The organism is Thalassoglobus neptunius (assembly GCF_007859735.1).
GTDB lineage: Bacteria > Planctomycetota > Planctomycetia > Planctomycetales > Planctomycetaceae > Thalassoglobus > Thalassoglobus neptunius.
In genome coordinates this window covers 1-14816 of record NZ_SIHI01000069.1, presented here as the reverse complement: position 1 = coordinate 14816, position 14816 = coordinate 1, and the positions used below count along the sequence as shown (strand labels likewise).

The 14816-nt window shown below is 51.5% G+C and carries 9 protein-coding genes and 2 pseudogenes; 3 read left to right on the top strand and 8 right to left on the bottom strand.

The annotated features are described in order from the left end of the window. Positions 1 to 124: 124 nt before the first annotated feature. The 3 genes and pseudogenes from KOR42_RS24430 to KOR42_RS24420 form a co-directional block, all read right to left on the bottom strand. Positions 125 to 1732, bottom strand: a pseudogene (locus KOR42_RS24430) (arylsulfatase). Positions 1733 to 2489: 757 nt separating this feature from the next. Continuing rightward, entirely contained in the window at positions 2490 to 4364 is a 1875-nt protein-coding gene (locus KOR42_RS24425; protein ID WP_197441547.1) for a DUF5060 domain-containing protein, read from the bottom strand. A 534-nt stretch (positions 4365 to 4898) separates the two neighbouring features. Continuing rightward, entirely contained in the window at positions 4899 to 7262 is a 2364-nt protein-coding gene (locus KOR42_RS24420) for an arylsulfatase (RefSeq protein ID WP_146512451.1), read from the bottom strand. Between the two features lie 701 nt (positions 7263 to 7963). Between KOR42_RS24420 and KOR42_RS28000 the strand changes: the two are divergent. Next, a pseudogene (locus KOR42_RS28000) lies at positions 7964 to 8086 on the top strand (helix-turn-helix domain-containing protein); the annotation flags it as partial. Positions 8087 to 8152: 66 nt separating this feature from the next. Continuing rightward, positions 8153 to 8572, top strand: a complete 420-nt coding sequence (locus tag KOR42_RS24415) for a nuclear transport factor 2 family protein (RefSeq protein WP_231741116.1) — start codon at positions 8153 to 8155, stop codon at positions 8570 to 8572. 118 nt (positions 8573 to 8690) lie between these two features. Here KOR42_RS24415 and KOR42_RS24410 read toward each other — a convergent pair whose 3' ends face one another. Next, positions 8691 to 10274 (bottom strand): DUF1254 domain-containing protein, encoded by a 1584-nt coding sequence (locus KOR42_RS24410; RefSeq protein ID WP_146512449.1) that lies wholly within the window; start codon positions 10272 to 10274, stop codon positions 8691 to 8693. A 373-nt stretch (positions 10275 to 10647) separates the two neighbouring features. Here KOR42_RS24410 and KOR42_RS24405 point away from each other — a divergent pair, with 373 nt between their 5' ends. Then, a complete protein-coding gene (locus tag KOR42_RS24405) occupies positions 10648 to 11145 on the top strand; it encodes an ankyrin repeat domain-containing protein (protein WP_146512448.1) in 498 nt (165 codons plus the stop codon). A 71-nt stretch (positions 11146 to 11216) separates the two neighbouring features. Here KOR42_RS24405 and KOR42_RS24400 read toward each other — a convergent pair whose 3' ends face one another. From KOR42_RS24400 to KOR42_RS27995, 4 genes are all read right to left on the bottom strand, one after another. Next, on the bottom strand, positions 11217 to 11657 hold the full coding sequence (locus tag KOR42_RS24400; protein ID WP_146512447.1) for a cytidine deaminase: 441 nt from the start codon (positions 11655 to 11657) through the stop codon (positions 11217 to 11219). After that, positions 11657 to 12406, bottom strand: coding sequence for a hypothetical protein (locus tag KOR42_RS24395; RefSeq protein ID WP_146512446.1), 750 nt, complete (start codon positions 12404 to 12406; stop codon positions 11657 to 11659). Before KOR42_RS24395 ends, KOR42_RS24400 begins: the two co-directional genes overlap by 1 nt. A 313-nt stretch (positions 12407 to 12719) precedes the next feature. Then, positions 12720 to 14528: a M3 family oligoendopeptidase gene (locus KOR42_RS24390; protein ID WP_231741114.1), complete on the bottom strand. Its 1809-nt coding sequence runs from the start codon at positions 14526 to 14528 to the stop codon at positions 12720 to 12722. 126 nt (positions 14529 to 14654) lie between these two features. Then, a complete protein-coding gene (locus tag KOR42_RS27995; RefSeq protein WP_390620856.1) occupies positions 14655 to 14816 on the bottom strand; it encodes an integrase core domain-containing protein in 162 nt (53 codons plus the stop codon).

Genomic DNA, 14816 nt, shown 5'->3' with positions numbered 1-14816 from the left:
GAATCATTTCGATCATCTCCCACTGAAGGTCAGTCAGGTCACTTGGGTACGCTTTTCGAATCGCCTCGGACACCGTGCACTCCTTTGCGTTGATGAACCGCAAAGTGTGAACAAAACCAGACTTTCAAAAAACCTCAGTTTCCGGATAGCCTCTCAGTGTTAGTGGTCCGGTGTATGTCTCGCTTTGCTTCTTGCGCGGAGGATACTTTAAGTAGGTCTTCATTAGTTTTGAGACTTGCTCATTGTATGTAACAGCGACCCAGGTGTGCTCCGTGAAGTTGTTCATAAAGACATCGTAGCGTTCCTGAGGGTCTTGAAGCAGGTCGAAGACTTGAGGGACTGTTGCAACGTACTTCTCGCCACCTTTCCATCCGAGGTTTGAGTCGACAGAGAGGCCACCGGTGGCTTGACCATCATCTCCTCGCAGGTTCGTCACGAATTTGTACTGATTCACACGAACGGCACCGGGAGACAATTCGTTCTCGGTGAAGTAATACCACGCTTCTCGGTCTGACTTTCCAGTGCCTGTCAGAACTGGCGTCAAGTCGTAGCTATCGAAATAGATCGGTTCGCCTTTGCGGTCGTTTTCTGGAAGTTTTGTTCCAGCGACTGAAGCGAATGTTGCCATCAGGTCGAGACCTCCGACGATGTCGTGGTTTCGAATTCCGGGTTGAATTTTTCCAGGCCAGACAGCAATCGCTGGAACGCGATTTCCGCCTTCACGAACGGTCCCTTTGGTTCCGCGGAACGGAGTGTATCCCGAATCCGGATAAACATCCTGCCAGGCACCATTGTCGGTGGTGTAGAAGACGAGAGTGTTTTCGTCGAGCTTCAACTCACGAAGTTTGTCCATCACGCTTCCGATTCGTGCGTCGAGTTCTACAGTCGAATCGGCATATTTCGTCTTGGAAATCGACTTGTGCTTGAACTCAGGAGCGGGCAAGTTGGGTTGATGATTCTTCATGAAGTTGATGTTGATGAAGAATGGCTGTTCTGGATTCTTGGCCGCATCTTCCAGAAATTTGATTCCAGACTGTTCGACATACTGGTCAAGGAAAGGAATTCCGACGACACCTTTTTCGGGAGTGTCGACGTACTTTCCGTTGACTTTCCAGTCTTCTTTCGCGGGTTGGCCAGCGAGTCCGGACAGCGACCCCTTGGTGACTTTTTGGAACATCTCCCGAAGGTCCTCGCTCATATCGGGGAACCAATTCGGGTCGCTGTAAGTGTAGGCGTTCAAGTGATAGAGAAAGCAGTGCTCCATCACGTCGTAACCCTGTGCATTCGGGAGTGCGTAATCAGACTCTCCGAGGTGCCACTTCCCGGTGAAGTAGGTTTTGTATCCGGCTTCTTTCAGCACCGAACCAAGAGTCCATTCCGCAGCTGGGAGTCCGCCGCCTTGTCCCTGAAACGCAACAGTTGTCATTCCGCTACGATTCGGAATTCGACCTGTTTGCATGGCCGCTCGACCGGGAGTGCAACTTGGCTGTGCGTAGAACGAGAAGAATGTCATTCCCTCGGCAGCCAACTAATCGATGTTGGGCGTCGGCATTCCTCGTCCGACTCCTCCCCCGTAGGGACCAAGGTCCCCGTATCCGGTGTCGTCAGAAACGATCAGCAGAATGTTCGGTTTCTTGGATTGACCAAAAGCCGGCACCGTCGCGATCAACAACAGTAAGACCGCGAATTGCGTCCGCTGCAACCAGCTCAGCGACCATAAAAACTTCGGCATCGATTCTCCATTGATTGGAACGTGAAACGGTCTTCGATAAAGACCTTCTCGTGAGAAAGTGAGAAGTCAGTGTGAAGGGAAACTGAAAACCCAAGATGGCCGAACCGGTTTTCGGACTCTCAGTTGATAGGTGACCCTGCGATCTGTCGAGCTTGATATCGACAGGTCAATTCAAAGCTACTTTAGACCTGCCGAATTTCAAGGAAGTGGAATTCAATTCATTAAATGTTTACAGGAAACGCATCGATTCCCTGGTTCAAGTCTCCGTCAGATGTCGCGATTTGAACTCTTCTCGTCGTTGAAAACTTGCGAGATTTGGACAAGCGGGAACACCGTCGGACTTTGAATTCGATTAACAGAGTTTGCGACAGCCAACACAAATAAAGTGTGGTGAAATCGAACTTCAAAAGGAGCGCAGCTGCGTCCAGTTTATTGGCCGATGTTTTTCAAATGCAAGCCAATGGATGACTGGGAGCAAATGCCGGAACGGACAGATGCGAAGAGTTCTGTTCGGTCGATCGATTCACTCGTCGGGCTCGAAGTGAGCAAAGCAAGTATTTGGGCGAGCTGACTTTGAAAAAGAACTGACACCCAAAAAGAAAAGGGGCGTGCAATGATGCGACGCCCCTGATGTGGAGATGACAAGATGGCGAATTCGCGAACTTTCACTCGATGTGGTGCTCGCGAATTCGCACCTGCAAGCGTAGAGAAAACAAATCAAACACCCGGACGAACTCGCTGGCCCAGGCAACGAACTCTACTTGGTCTTTCGAGACACAATGCAACACCAGTCGCTCTTCAGGGAATCGGGGGCGTTTCCAAGGTCGACGACAGATCCGCCGGTGACGGTTGAAGTGCTTCCCGTGGCCCAGTCGCCTCCTTCACGCGGATTGATCCACTGGACCGTGAATTCTCCCTGACTGTCATTCAGATTCAGTTGAAATCCAGTCCCCTTTCTCTGGTCGTAGATCGCATAAACCGAACCCGGATCGGCAAGGCAGAATCCGTTTGGCATGTCGACCAGCAACTCGTTGTGAGGAGCCATTTCCAGCAGTGGAAGTTTCGTCAGTTCACTGACCGCAATGCCGATGTGTTTGGGCATCGTTTTCGTGATGCGATAGTCATCGATAATCTGGTCGTAATCGTGGTTCTCAGGTTTCTTAAGATACCATTCGTAACCCCCTCCTCCACTTAAATACCAGGGCCACATTTTCTCAACACGGCCTTTATCATAGTCGGTCATCGTTCCATGAATTTCATCTCCTGAAATCACCAGTGGATGACCCGTTGCCCCGGACTTCTCTCGCCATTCTTTGACGAACTCGTAAATCTTCTGGTTTCCAAGGCCGGATTGAACGGCCGTCATGTCAAAGTTGGGATCGCCGACGAGAGCTGTCCACATTTCGACAAGCTTCGGTCCTCGATTGTGTGACGAGATCGGATGGTTGTAGGCGTCGATGCTCTTGATCCACGCAGCTTGTTCTTTCAGTTCGTCATAGGTGAAGTCGTTCTCTTCGCCCAGATCGAGTTGGAATGCAAGATGGTGACCAAATCTCGAGACCATCTCCCGGAAGAACAGTTTTCGAACTCGCCCGAGTGGCAATCCTTCGCTGTTGTAGTATTTGTCATTCGACGCTTCACATAACAGCAGGTGCATAAAAATTCCAACTGCCTCCGCATGCGTGAAGGCGATTTCCCACTGGTCGAGTTTGCTGACGTCGTAATGCTCTTTGTCTTCATGAGCGATCGTTGGATAAGTATCGTCTCCATCATCCTCGACGCTCATCGTCATGATGTATAAGCTCGATACCCCGTTCTGACGACCGAGATAGTTTAACATTCCGATGAAGTTTCTTCCGGCGTTCTCGCGTGTTTCTTCTGGTCCGTCGTTGCGCGACCAGTCCGGGTCGCCGGGCTCCCAGTCTTGTGTGTGGCCTGCGAAGCGATGCAGATAGATTTCTGATTTCGGAATGTCGTCATAAAGCGGGCCACGTTTGTTGTGAGACGTTGTGTTGTCGAAACCGTAGTAGCCGAGCATGTTTTCAGGGACACCGGGGCCTCCCTTCAGAAAGACATCGCCATTCGAGTACGTCAGGAAATGATGGCCGCGATTGAGAATTAATCCCTTCTCCGGACTTCGGAAATCCCGTCCCGATTTGTCAGATTCGACGACAGTAAATGTGCCCGACTGACCGTCGAGAGGAGCCCAGGCTTTGCCAGCTTGCGGGGCGGCTGAGATCGAAACATCCTTCCCTTCGCGAAACGAAACCATCCAGTTCCACTCGCCGACTTGATTTGGGCTGAAGTATGCTCTCCATTTATTCCCGGAGTTTGCCCCGGTTTGTCCGGCGTTTCCATCAGCGGCATAGAATCCGGGGACAGTCATCTGCTGGCCGTTCGGACCTTCGAACGTGACATCGAGTCGATATTGATAATAGGGATTCGGTTGGGCAGTCTCGCTTGTTTCCGGCCCATCGAAAGTTAACGAAACACGATGCCAGCGCATCAATGTGTCCGGTGCTTCTGATGTTCCGCGAACATCGACAGCTCGGCACTCCTCGGGTGTTTGGATCGCTATGAACTGCACGAAGCAGAGCATCGCGATTAACCGGCGTGGGATTCTCTCTTTCATCGGGACATCTTTCTGTGAGCACAACGAAAACCAGTGAGTTGAGAGTCTTGTCAACTCACAACACGAGAGCGGTGGCTGCAAGGTTGAAACGAACTGGCCTTCGCCGTTTCGCACTCGCATCAACGATCACTTTAGCGACGCTGCGAGTTTTGTGAAAGGAAATGAAAGCGGAAAATCATTTGTTTGGAGGATATGTATTTGAGGTGCCGGTGGATTGGAGAGATTTGCGTGTTCCCTGAGCTTCGTCGAGTTGAGGGGTGCATCAACGGAAAGACTGCGATGTTGTTTCCAATCGTTGAGATCCGGGCTCTTGCAAGCTATCGAAGTGGGCATGCATAGCCAGTTGTTTGTCCAGCCTGATCGATCGAATCACATGAGCCAAAAGAAAATCCCCATCGTTGGTCTGCGAGCAGTCCCGGGACGGGTTCGCAGATCAGCAATGGGGAGCTTGGATAATTCGAAACGCCGACTTCAATCAACATTGGCGCCGGCGTGTGGCAGCACCTTCACGCAAGGTCAGAATGAAGGGTTGGATTAATTGAGATCGACAGTGACCGATTTTAGCTGTCCGGTGAATTTGAACGGCATGTCATAACCATCCATCACTGGCGTGCCTGTATCAAAGCCGACATCGAATGTTTCATCGAGAGTGACGCGATTTGGAATGCTCTTTTCCACTCTCCCTTCACCGACTTTCTTGTCGTCGACGAATAACGTCACCGACGCACCAGAAAACGGTTTGTCTTCATCGGTGACGTAAACCGCTTTCAGGGTGACTTCACCGGTCGGAATTCGTTCCTCCGATTCAATCGTAAAACGCTCGACGCCTGCCAGGTTATAGTGATAAACGAGGCGACCATCTTTCACCATCAGCCCATACCCCGCGAACCGACCTCCCTGCGTCAACAGCATTCCCTCACCACCTGTTTCGGGAAGAGTGACTCTTGCGGAGATTGTGTGGCTGCGGTGTTTGAGATCGGGAGCAGCTCCTTCAGGAAGCCGAATAAGATTGGGATAGGTAAAGCTGTCTCGACCTGCGGTGAGGCTTGGACGATTGGCGACATCTAAACGCTGAGTCTTCCGATCATCAAGAGGGAGCACTTGATAGCGAGCGGCTTCCGCGAAGAAGAGTTTTACAAGTTCTTGAAGTTTTTCTGGATGATCTTTTGCGAGATCGTTTGCCTGAGTGAAGTCTTCGTCGACATGGTAGAGTTCCCAGTCCATGTTCAGCAGATCACGTGGAGGTGACTCGCTGTCCCATGGGATTCCGCAGAGTGCGCTGGCCATCCAGCCATCGTGGTAGATTCCCTGATTCCCGAGCATTTCGAAATACTGAGTCGTTCGCCGATCTTCGGCGCTGCCATCATCAAAGGTGTAGACCATGCTCACTCCTTCAATAGGCTTCTGGGCGACTCCGTCGAATTCCACAGGCAGCTCGACTCCGACGATCTCAAGGATTGTTGGGGCAATGTCAATCACGTGATGGAATTGATCACGAATTTCGCCGCGCGCCTGAATCCCCTTTGGCCACGAGATTGCGAGTCCGTTTCGTGTTCCCCCAAAATGGCTGGCGATTTGTTTGGTCCACTGGAATGGAGTATCCATGGCCCATGCCCACGCAGCAGGAAAGTGGTTGTAATTACGATCCGTTCCAAGGGTGTCAATTGCTGCTAACTTCTTATCAAGCGGTTCGGGGATCGCATTAAAGAATGTCATTTCGTTTAAGAGTCCGCTCAATCCTCCTTCTGCACTCGATCCGTTGTCACCTGCCATGTAGATGATCAAGGTGTTGTCCAGTTCTCCCATCTCATCGATGGCATCGACGAGGCGGCCGACCTCATGATCGGTATGCGAGGTGAAACCTGCAAAGACTTCCATCATCCGAGCGTAAACGCGTTTCTCATCTTCAGGCAGTGAATCCCAGGCGGGAAGCGAATCCGGACGCGGAGTCAGTTTCGCATCTTTGGGGACGACTCCAAGTTCTTTCTGGCGAGCGATTGTCTTTTCGCGATAAGCATCCCATCCATCGTCGAATTGTCCCTTGAACTTTTCGATCCATTCTTGAGGAACTTGATGCGGGGCATGCGTTGCACCAGTTGCGAAATAGACAAAGAATGGCCGCTGAGGAGCGACCGCTTGTGAAGCACGAATCATTCGAATGGCGTGGTCTGCGATATCCGTTGTGAAGTGGTACGGTGAGCCATCTTCATTTGTTTCAGGTGGTTCCAGTCGTTTCCTGTTCTCAACGAGTGCCGGATGAAACTGATCGGTGTCTCCCCCGACGAACCCATAGAAATAGTCAAATCCCAGTCCATCCGCCCAACGGTCAAACGGGCCGACGATGCTCGTTTCCCAATCCGGGACATTGTGATTCTTTCCAAACCATGCGTTGGCGTAACCGTATTCCCGGAGAACTTCTGCCATCGTCGCAGCTGATGCCGGGATGATCCCCGTGTATCCCGGAAATCCCGTCCCAGCTTCACCGATCACGCCGCTCGCAACCGAGTGGTGATTTCGACCAGTCAGTAGCGCTGCTCGAGTCGGGCTGCAAAGAGCTGTCGTGTGGAATCGAGTATATCTCAATCCGTTATCGGCGATTCGATCCATGGTCGGTGTGGGAATTCCTCCTCCGAAAGTCCCAAATTGCCCATACCCAGCGTCATCAATGAGGACCAGCAAAATGTTCGGCGGGTCTTCAAGTCCGAACGTCGCGGGAATTTTTAGCTGCGGTTTGACAGCTTCGGAATCTTTGTATGTCAGCCCGATCTTTCCCTTGAAGGACTCTTCCGGCCTGGGGAGCAATTCTTGAGCACCGCAACTGCTCAGGAGTGAATGCACATTGGCGAACACGAATGCGGTCGTAAGGAAGCAGACAATCCGTCGCGAAATCGGAGGCATAGGTTTCCCTTGTGTGAGAGAACACAGTGTGAGAGATCACATTTTCTACGGGATAGGACACAACGAAGAGACGAAAACGTCTCAAGTGGAATGGAGATTCTGACGTGCTGTAGAGTCTGAATGGAAGTGAACAGCACTTGGCATAGTTTCGATCGACCGCGCTTCGGATTCAAGTCATCCGATGTGTCCCGTTGAGGAATTCGATTCTGACACAGGGAATTCGTTGAATACGGCGAAGAATTGAGGTAGCCAGCGTGATTGAAATCGTGCGACGCAGATAGAGAGGTCAATCAGGAGAGGGATCGATTGATCGGAGCGCGTCGAGAAAAAACAGCCCGTCGGAAAAAACGGCCCACATCTTTGAAATTGAATGAGCCCGGCCCGGATATCTCACGCAATTCCTAGTGCTCTGCCTTTCCGACGAGGCTGCCGTGATTTGCTTCACGCAGTCGCGCAACGTGTTCGGGGCGCTCATGTCGATCAACACGAGTCCCTTTCGTCTCAAATGTAGCCGATTTTTCAGGCGTGAACACGAACGACACACGCACGATCGACTTGCGAGGGATTTTTAAGTTCAGTAACTTCTCAACTTGTTCATTAAATCAAGTTTTTTAGAGTAGTTTCAATGACGTGGGCAGCGGACGAAATTAAGTCATCGTATTGTTGTAACAAACAGATACTAAAGCACGTTCCGTGAACGTCTGGGTTGGACGCAGGCGGAACTTGCGAGGAAAGCGGGCTATAGTGAACGTCTCGTCAGCAAAGCGGAGTCTGGAAAAGCAATTTCCAGAAAAACGATCGAGCATCTCGCGGAGGCAATCAGTACCCCTGAAGACGTCGTTTTTCCAGAAGATTTAATCTCCGATCCGGTGCAAATTGCACGAAAATATGTGGAAGGTCTTTACGTCCATCAAGCTGACGGATTTCGACATTTTCGACCTTATCTCGATGACGACGTCGAGTTTTACCTCGTCGGAGATCCTGAAGTCGTTCCATTTGCCGGTCGGTACAAAGGGTTTGATCAGGTCCAGGAGCTCTACAGGAAGTTTTTCTCACAGATTGAAGCGCCGCCCGGACACGATTACAGGCCTCACTATAAGTTCATCAGTCAGGGAAACGATGTGATCGTTTGGGGCCAAAGTTGGATGCACCCCATTGGCCGTCCTATGACAGAACCGATGGAACTCACACACCTGATGAGGTTTCGGAGAGGCAAGCTTTATTATTTTGAAGACCGATACGATACGAGCCTAGCGGCGAAGCTTTTGAACGAGCCAACTGACGACTCCTCTGATGCGGAATCACGCTGAAGCTGTTCCCGGTCGTTTCGTCTTGTCTTGAAACGGATCATGGTCAAGACAACAAGCCCATTCGTTAAACGAATGGGCTTGAGGATCGTTAGGAGATCAACTGGATCGCTGAGGTGATTTACTCGACAACTTCGATTTCAGTCGGTTGCCATGATTTGTCAAAGAATGATTCGAGTGGGCTGTAAAGACGCAGGATCGTAAACCAGCCTTTTCCGGGCATCGTCTGAATCCAGTTTCCGCGTTCGATTCCCTGAGGTTGTTCTGGACCAAAGTAAACGGTTGTCGTCCCGTTTGGATTCGATTTGGCTGCAGGGCTCGGGAAGTTTTGGCTACCAGCACGTGGGTAGTGTTGCGGCGTCCGGAGCATCGACCGCGACTGGTTATCGTAAAGCGTGAAAGACCAGAATGCCGCGGCGGGAATGTTTGCAGGAAGTGTGACCTTGTAAGTCTTTCCTCCATCAAACGGAGTTCCCTGTGCGTCGAGGAAGCACATCAGGTATTGCGAACCAACTCTGGGAATCCGCATGATCATTCCAGGTGAGTCCAGCGTGTAAGCGAAGTAGAAGGCCGTCCTTGAATCGAGAGTTCGGGCTCCAGTCGCTGGGAGCGGTTCAAACATCCCTGATTTCTTGAACATCGGAGGAGGCGTTTCGAAGAACGCTCCGCCTTCGAAGAGCATGTTTCTCCATTGGGAATTCGGATAATAAGCCCAATCAGGATGAGAGACGGCGTACTGCCAGTTCAAACTGCGTCCAGTTGCCTCACCGAGAGCGGCTGCTTCTGTGAGGATTTCTTTCATTCGATCGTCAGGCTGGAACGGCTGCCCTTTGACGATTCCGATCGCAGCGAGTTGACCGGACAGTTCGACGTCGTAGCTTGTCGCTGGTTCATTCTGCACGTTTTCATGGATCAGTTCGAAGAAGCCGTAATCGGAGGGAGGAATCGTGTTGAAGACCTTTCCGGTCGCTTCGACGAAACGAGTCTCTGGGACAGGCGGGGTTTGCTCAAGTTTCACTTCACCCTGAAGAGCTTCAGCGATGCTGGTCCCGAATCCTCCTGGTGTGTAGGGATAAATTTTGAGGTTCTTCTTGATGTTGTCGACGGCGGGTTTTGGATCGTCGTTGACCAAAAAAGAGCGCCCAGCGTAGAGCACTCGGAGTGTTTTGGAGTGAGCGACGAAGTATCCTCCCTCGGGAAGAGGGCCTTCGTATCCCGGAGGAACAATGAGATACTTTCCGCCCATTCCTCGATCTGGACCGGGGCGTCCGATATCGATGATCCAGGTGAACCACATGTCATTGATCGTTCCCAAACCAAGCGGGGGCTGCTCAATGACCATCGGCCCTTTGCTTAAATCGATTGCAGAAAGGTAATAGACGGTGTCAGCGTTGGCCGTCAAAAAGAGTGAGTGCGAATCCATGAGTTCGGAGAAGATCACAACGTCATTGTCGTTCGCTCCGATACTCTGGAACCCTTTACGGATGGCGAGTGCGGAGGCACCTCGAAAACTATTGTTGTAGACGTTCAAGGCCCGAGTGAGGTCGAGTGTGTCTCGAACCGTCCGGGCTGTTTCGACTGTCGGAACCCCATCGTTGAACTCCAGGGTTCCCATGCGGGTCTCCAGGCGATCAGGGGTCTGCAGTGACGATGGAATGTCTGAGTTCGACTGGCTCCATCCCACACTGGGAAGTCCAAATGACATTGGCAGAACCAAAAGAAGTTTCAGCACCTTAAATCGCAGTATCTCTCAACCTTTCCAACGATAATCCCTCGGCAACGCATCGGCACAAATCCGGAGTTTCCATGGCTTGAAGTTTCGCACGGCCAAAACGAAATTGAATCCGCAGGAAACTCAAGACATGAGAGCAATCATCGCAGCGCCTAAACTGATATGATCGCGGATTGTCTCCATTTGAGATCATGGCGTCTCCGCATCGATCTCGCAATCTGGTCGTGAAATCTTCCCTTTGAATTTACAATCATCGTGATAGTTGGTGGAACGAAATGTGTCGCTTTCGTTGGCGGTTTAGTTGGCCGTTGACTTCGTATTTCTTGCCAGGAAAGTGGGCGAGCCGATGAATGACCTTCAACAAGCTGCCTTCGAACTTCGGTTTTCCGAACTCAAGGGTTTGCGAAGTCGAGAAAGTTCCTTAGCTGGGACGCTGTTGGCTGCGTGTTCCACGCATGACCCGGATGAAGACGTGCAAGTTGCAGTCGTGCGTTACCTCATTGGCTGCGGAGTTTCGGTGCATGAAACCGATAAAAACGGCGTCACTCCCCTGCACCGGACTGTTCGATTTCGAAACCTCGCCGCTGCGAAGGAGCTGATTGCTCATGGAGCGAACGTGAACGCAGTCGACAAGCGGTCGCATTCCACTCCGTTGCATCGAGCAGTCACCGACACCGGAGCACCGTCGACCGCGGGGAAAACTCACGTCGCGGTCGAGATCGTCAAATTGCTTCTGGCGAGCGGGGCCGACACTGCGATTCGGAATAAGAACGAGAAGACACCGATCGAGTATGTTCGTGATAGAAAAATGAAAGAACTCTTCGAAACCGGGAAGAGTTCTTAACTTTCAGTTGTTCCTGAAAATTCGGGCTTTCCGTCAAATCCGACGAGTTTATAACAACATATAATTATTCGCTAATCTGGAGCAGAAAAGAACCCACCGTCGAACGGTTGAGGCATTAAATCAAGCATTTTGTACTTCGCACGGATTCCCTCGAGGTCTGCGAGTAAAACTTCGCTGTTGCCTGTGAACTCCCAAAGAATCTGGCGACATGCACCGCACGGGGGAGTGGGAGTGCCCGTATCCGCGATGACAAGAACTCTCCGAAACTTCCGGTGCCCTTCCGAGAGAGCTTTCCACACAGCGACTCGTTCCGCACAGACGGTGAGCCCGAAGGTTGCGTTCTCAATGTTGCACCCGGAGAATATTTCGCCGGTCTCCGATTCCACTGCCGCTCCGACTTGAAAACCGGAATATGTCGACACGGCGTTTAATCGGGCATCACGGGCAGCATTGAAGAGTGCGCTGTACTCACCGGAGAGATCCGCGTTGATTTCTGATTCTGTACTCTTCATTACGTTCTCCCTTTCAAGAGTTGATACAACAAATGACCGTAGCGACGAGCCAGTTCTTTGGCTTCGTTGACAGCGTTTGGTGTCCCCAGTCCCATCTGTGCGAGTGTTCTGTCGAAATCAATCGAGACAGTGCCAATTGGTTCGCATTGAGGAACGTCGTAGTCTCTGATTGATGCAGCAATGACGGAAGTGAGGTCTTCCCAGATCACGACACCTTCCGGGACAGCATCAAGATGGCCTTCCGGGAGATCTTCGGCAACTGCATCGGAACTGCGGAACGCTTTGGCGATGACGAAAATGTTCTCCTCTCCGTACGGGACGCGACTGTCATTGTCCGGGTAATGGTGCCAACTCCAGCTGCACAGAGGAACCAGTTCTTGCTTCGCTGGATCTGTCTTGTGACAAAAGACACGAAGATTGAGGTGCTGAACTCGCGGAAAGAGTATGGCTCGCGCGAAGGATTCGTGCAGTCGAGAAATCAGCTTTTGTTTTCCCTCATAGACGGAAAGCCTGCGAAGGAGGATCGTCACGATCAGCATCACGACCGCGGCGAGTCCCCAGACATGAATCCATTTTTGCCAGAAAGTCGGAGTCAACAAGTCCGTCGCTGACTGACATTCTGTTGCAAACTGACTCGCGTAAATCCCAGCGACCATCATGAGTACAAAACTGATTAGTGCTTCAGCGAGGACTCGGTGCTGATGGATCCACAGCGCCAACCCACGAATAAAAGATCTGATGCCCGCCATTGTCTGCCCCCTTCGATATTCGATTCCTGACTGTTGGAACATGTTCTCGATTTTTCGGAACTGGCTGCACCAGAAAAACACGTCCAGTGTGGTTTGGGCTGCCTCCTGTAAAGACTAACGGAATTGCGGCGAAACCGGATGAATATTTCGGCTCCGATTCTGAGGGGCGGTATCAAGTCGGGAGTGAAAAGCTCCTGCCCGAAATGAAGAGAACGCAAGATCATCAAGCCGCTGGCCATGATCTTGCGTTCTTTTTCTTGCTTTCTTTGCGGAATTCAGTCGACTCTCAGATTGAGTGAAATTCCAACTGGTGTCAGACCATGTCTTCGCTGACAGCCAGGAATTGATCGACACGTGCATCGACGATATCGATACTCTTGTTCCAGAATTCCGGTTGAGTCAGATCGTACCCGAGAGTCGATTTGACTGCTTCTTCTGCATTGGAATTTCCGGTCGCGATCAAGAGTTCACGATATTTCATCGGGAAATCATCCCCGAATTCGTCCGCTGTGGAATAGACACCCAATGAAAGAAGATAGCCGAATGTATAAGGGAAGTTGTAAAACGGCCAGCCTGTAATATAGAAGTGTAACTTCGAAATCCAGAACGCTTCCGACCAGTCTTCGAAGGCATCGCAGTACGCTTCCTTCTGGGCTTCGTGCATCAATTCGGTCAGACGATCGGCGGAGAGTTCTCCGTCTTCCCGTTCTCGGTGGAAGCGGTTTTCAAACAGGAAGCGGGCATGAATGTTCATCATGAAGGCCATTGAATCGCTGAGCATGTTGTTGAGAATGCCTAGCTTTTCGGCGGGTTTGCTTGCTTCAGCGAGACGTTGATCTCCGAGAACAGCTTCTGCAAACGTCGACGCAGTTTCCGCAAGATTCATGGGGTAATCCTGCAAAAGATATGGCTGGCTACGCAAGACATGAGAGTGGTAGGCGTGGCCGAGTTCGTGGGCCAGCGTGGACATGTCGTCGGGGCTGCCCTTATACGTCATGAAGATTCGCGACTGCTTCTTCGTTGGAAGACCAGTGCAGAATCCGCCCTGTCGTTTGCCTTCTCGATCTTCGACCTCAACCCAGCGTTCCGTGAGCGCTTTCTCCGCGAACTCTCCCAGATGATCGCTGAATCCGTGGAATGTCTTGATCACCGTTCGGCACGCATCATCATACGAGAGTGAGTTTCCACCGGCAGCGGAGGCTTGCGGGATGGGAGCCATCTGGTCGTACCACGACATTCGTTCGATACCGAGGAGTTCAGCTTTTCGCTTAAAGTACTTGAGCAACGATCCTTTTCGCTCGCTGATCACGCTCCACATTGTTTCGAGAGTCTCTCGCTTCATTCGGTTGAGACGAAGCGGAACCGAAAGGTGGTCCTCGAGGCCGAGACGTTTGTATTTAACGAGTCGAGTTCCTGCGATGTGATTCAGGGCATCAGCACAGTCATCGGCTTTTGTTTTCCACGCTTTCTCCAATGCGCAGAAGTTATTCTGTCGTACTGCTCGATCAGGAAGATCGACACGGACCTGACCGGGAGACTTTTTGACAATCTCTCCTTTCTCCATCAGGCTGACCCGCAAATCACCGGAAATTCGGTCGTACATCCGTCCCCAGGCATGAATGCCATCGACGCTCAATTCGGAAAAGAGCATCTCCTGATCTTTGGGGAGACGAAGTTGCGCATTGGACCGGCATTCTTCGAGAAAGAATCGAATCTCATTGAGATAGGGAGCAGCGTTCGCGAAGGCGTCGAGTTCTTCATCGCTGAGTTGACGAAATGCCCCTTCAACGTTGGTGAAGACTTGATTCGAAAGCGGCCCCAGTGCGGCGAGTGCAGCTTCGATTTGTTGAAACTGCTTGTTTCCGGCCTCTGCGGCAGCATGGCAGCCGATGAATGCGTGAAGATCGCTGGCCCGAGAGTAAACGTCAGAGATTCGGGAGAAGAATTCGCTCCATTCGGAAGCTGTCGCCGGTTCGACGGCCGGCAGGTTCTCTGAGTCCTCCGCAAGCTGTTTCAGATCCGACTTGTATTCGTTGAGAACAGTCTTGAATTCATCCGATGAAGGATGGGCGTACAGAGAGTCGAGGTCCCATGTCAGTGCGAACTGCGCTGCGGTGCTCATAGTCAATCCGTTTGTTGTGCTTGATTCGATGTGAATTGTCGATACGCACAAATGTAGTGGTCGACACAGAAGCGCGGCAACTGTGAAATGCCCCCGAAGTTTGAACCAGGCTTATGAGAGTTGGGGTTAGGTAAGTAAGTCAGTGTGCTGGAGTGGAGGAGAAGGTGGAGCCGTAGGCGGAACCTTCTCTGGAACGGAAGCACACTGAGTCGAAAATTCGGCAGGCGTCAACCCTCCAAGAGAGCTGTGCGGACGGCGGTGGTTGTAAGTCATCCGCCAGTCCTGAAT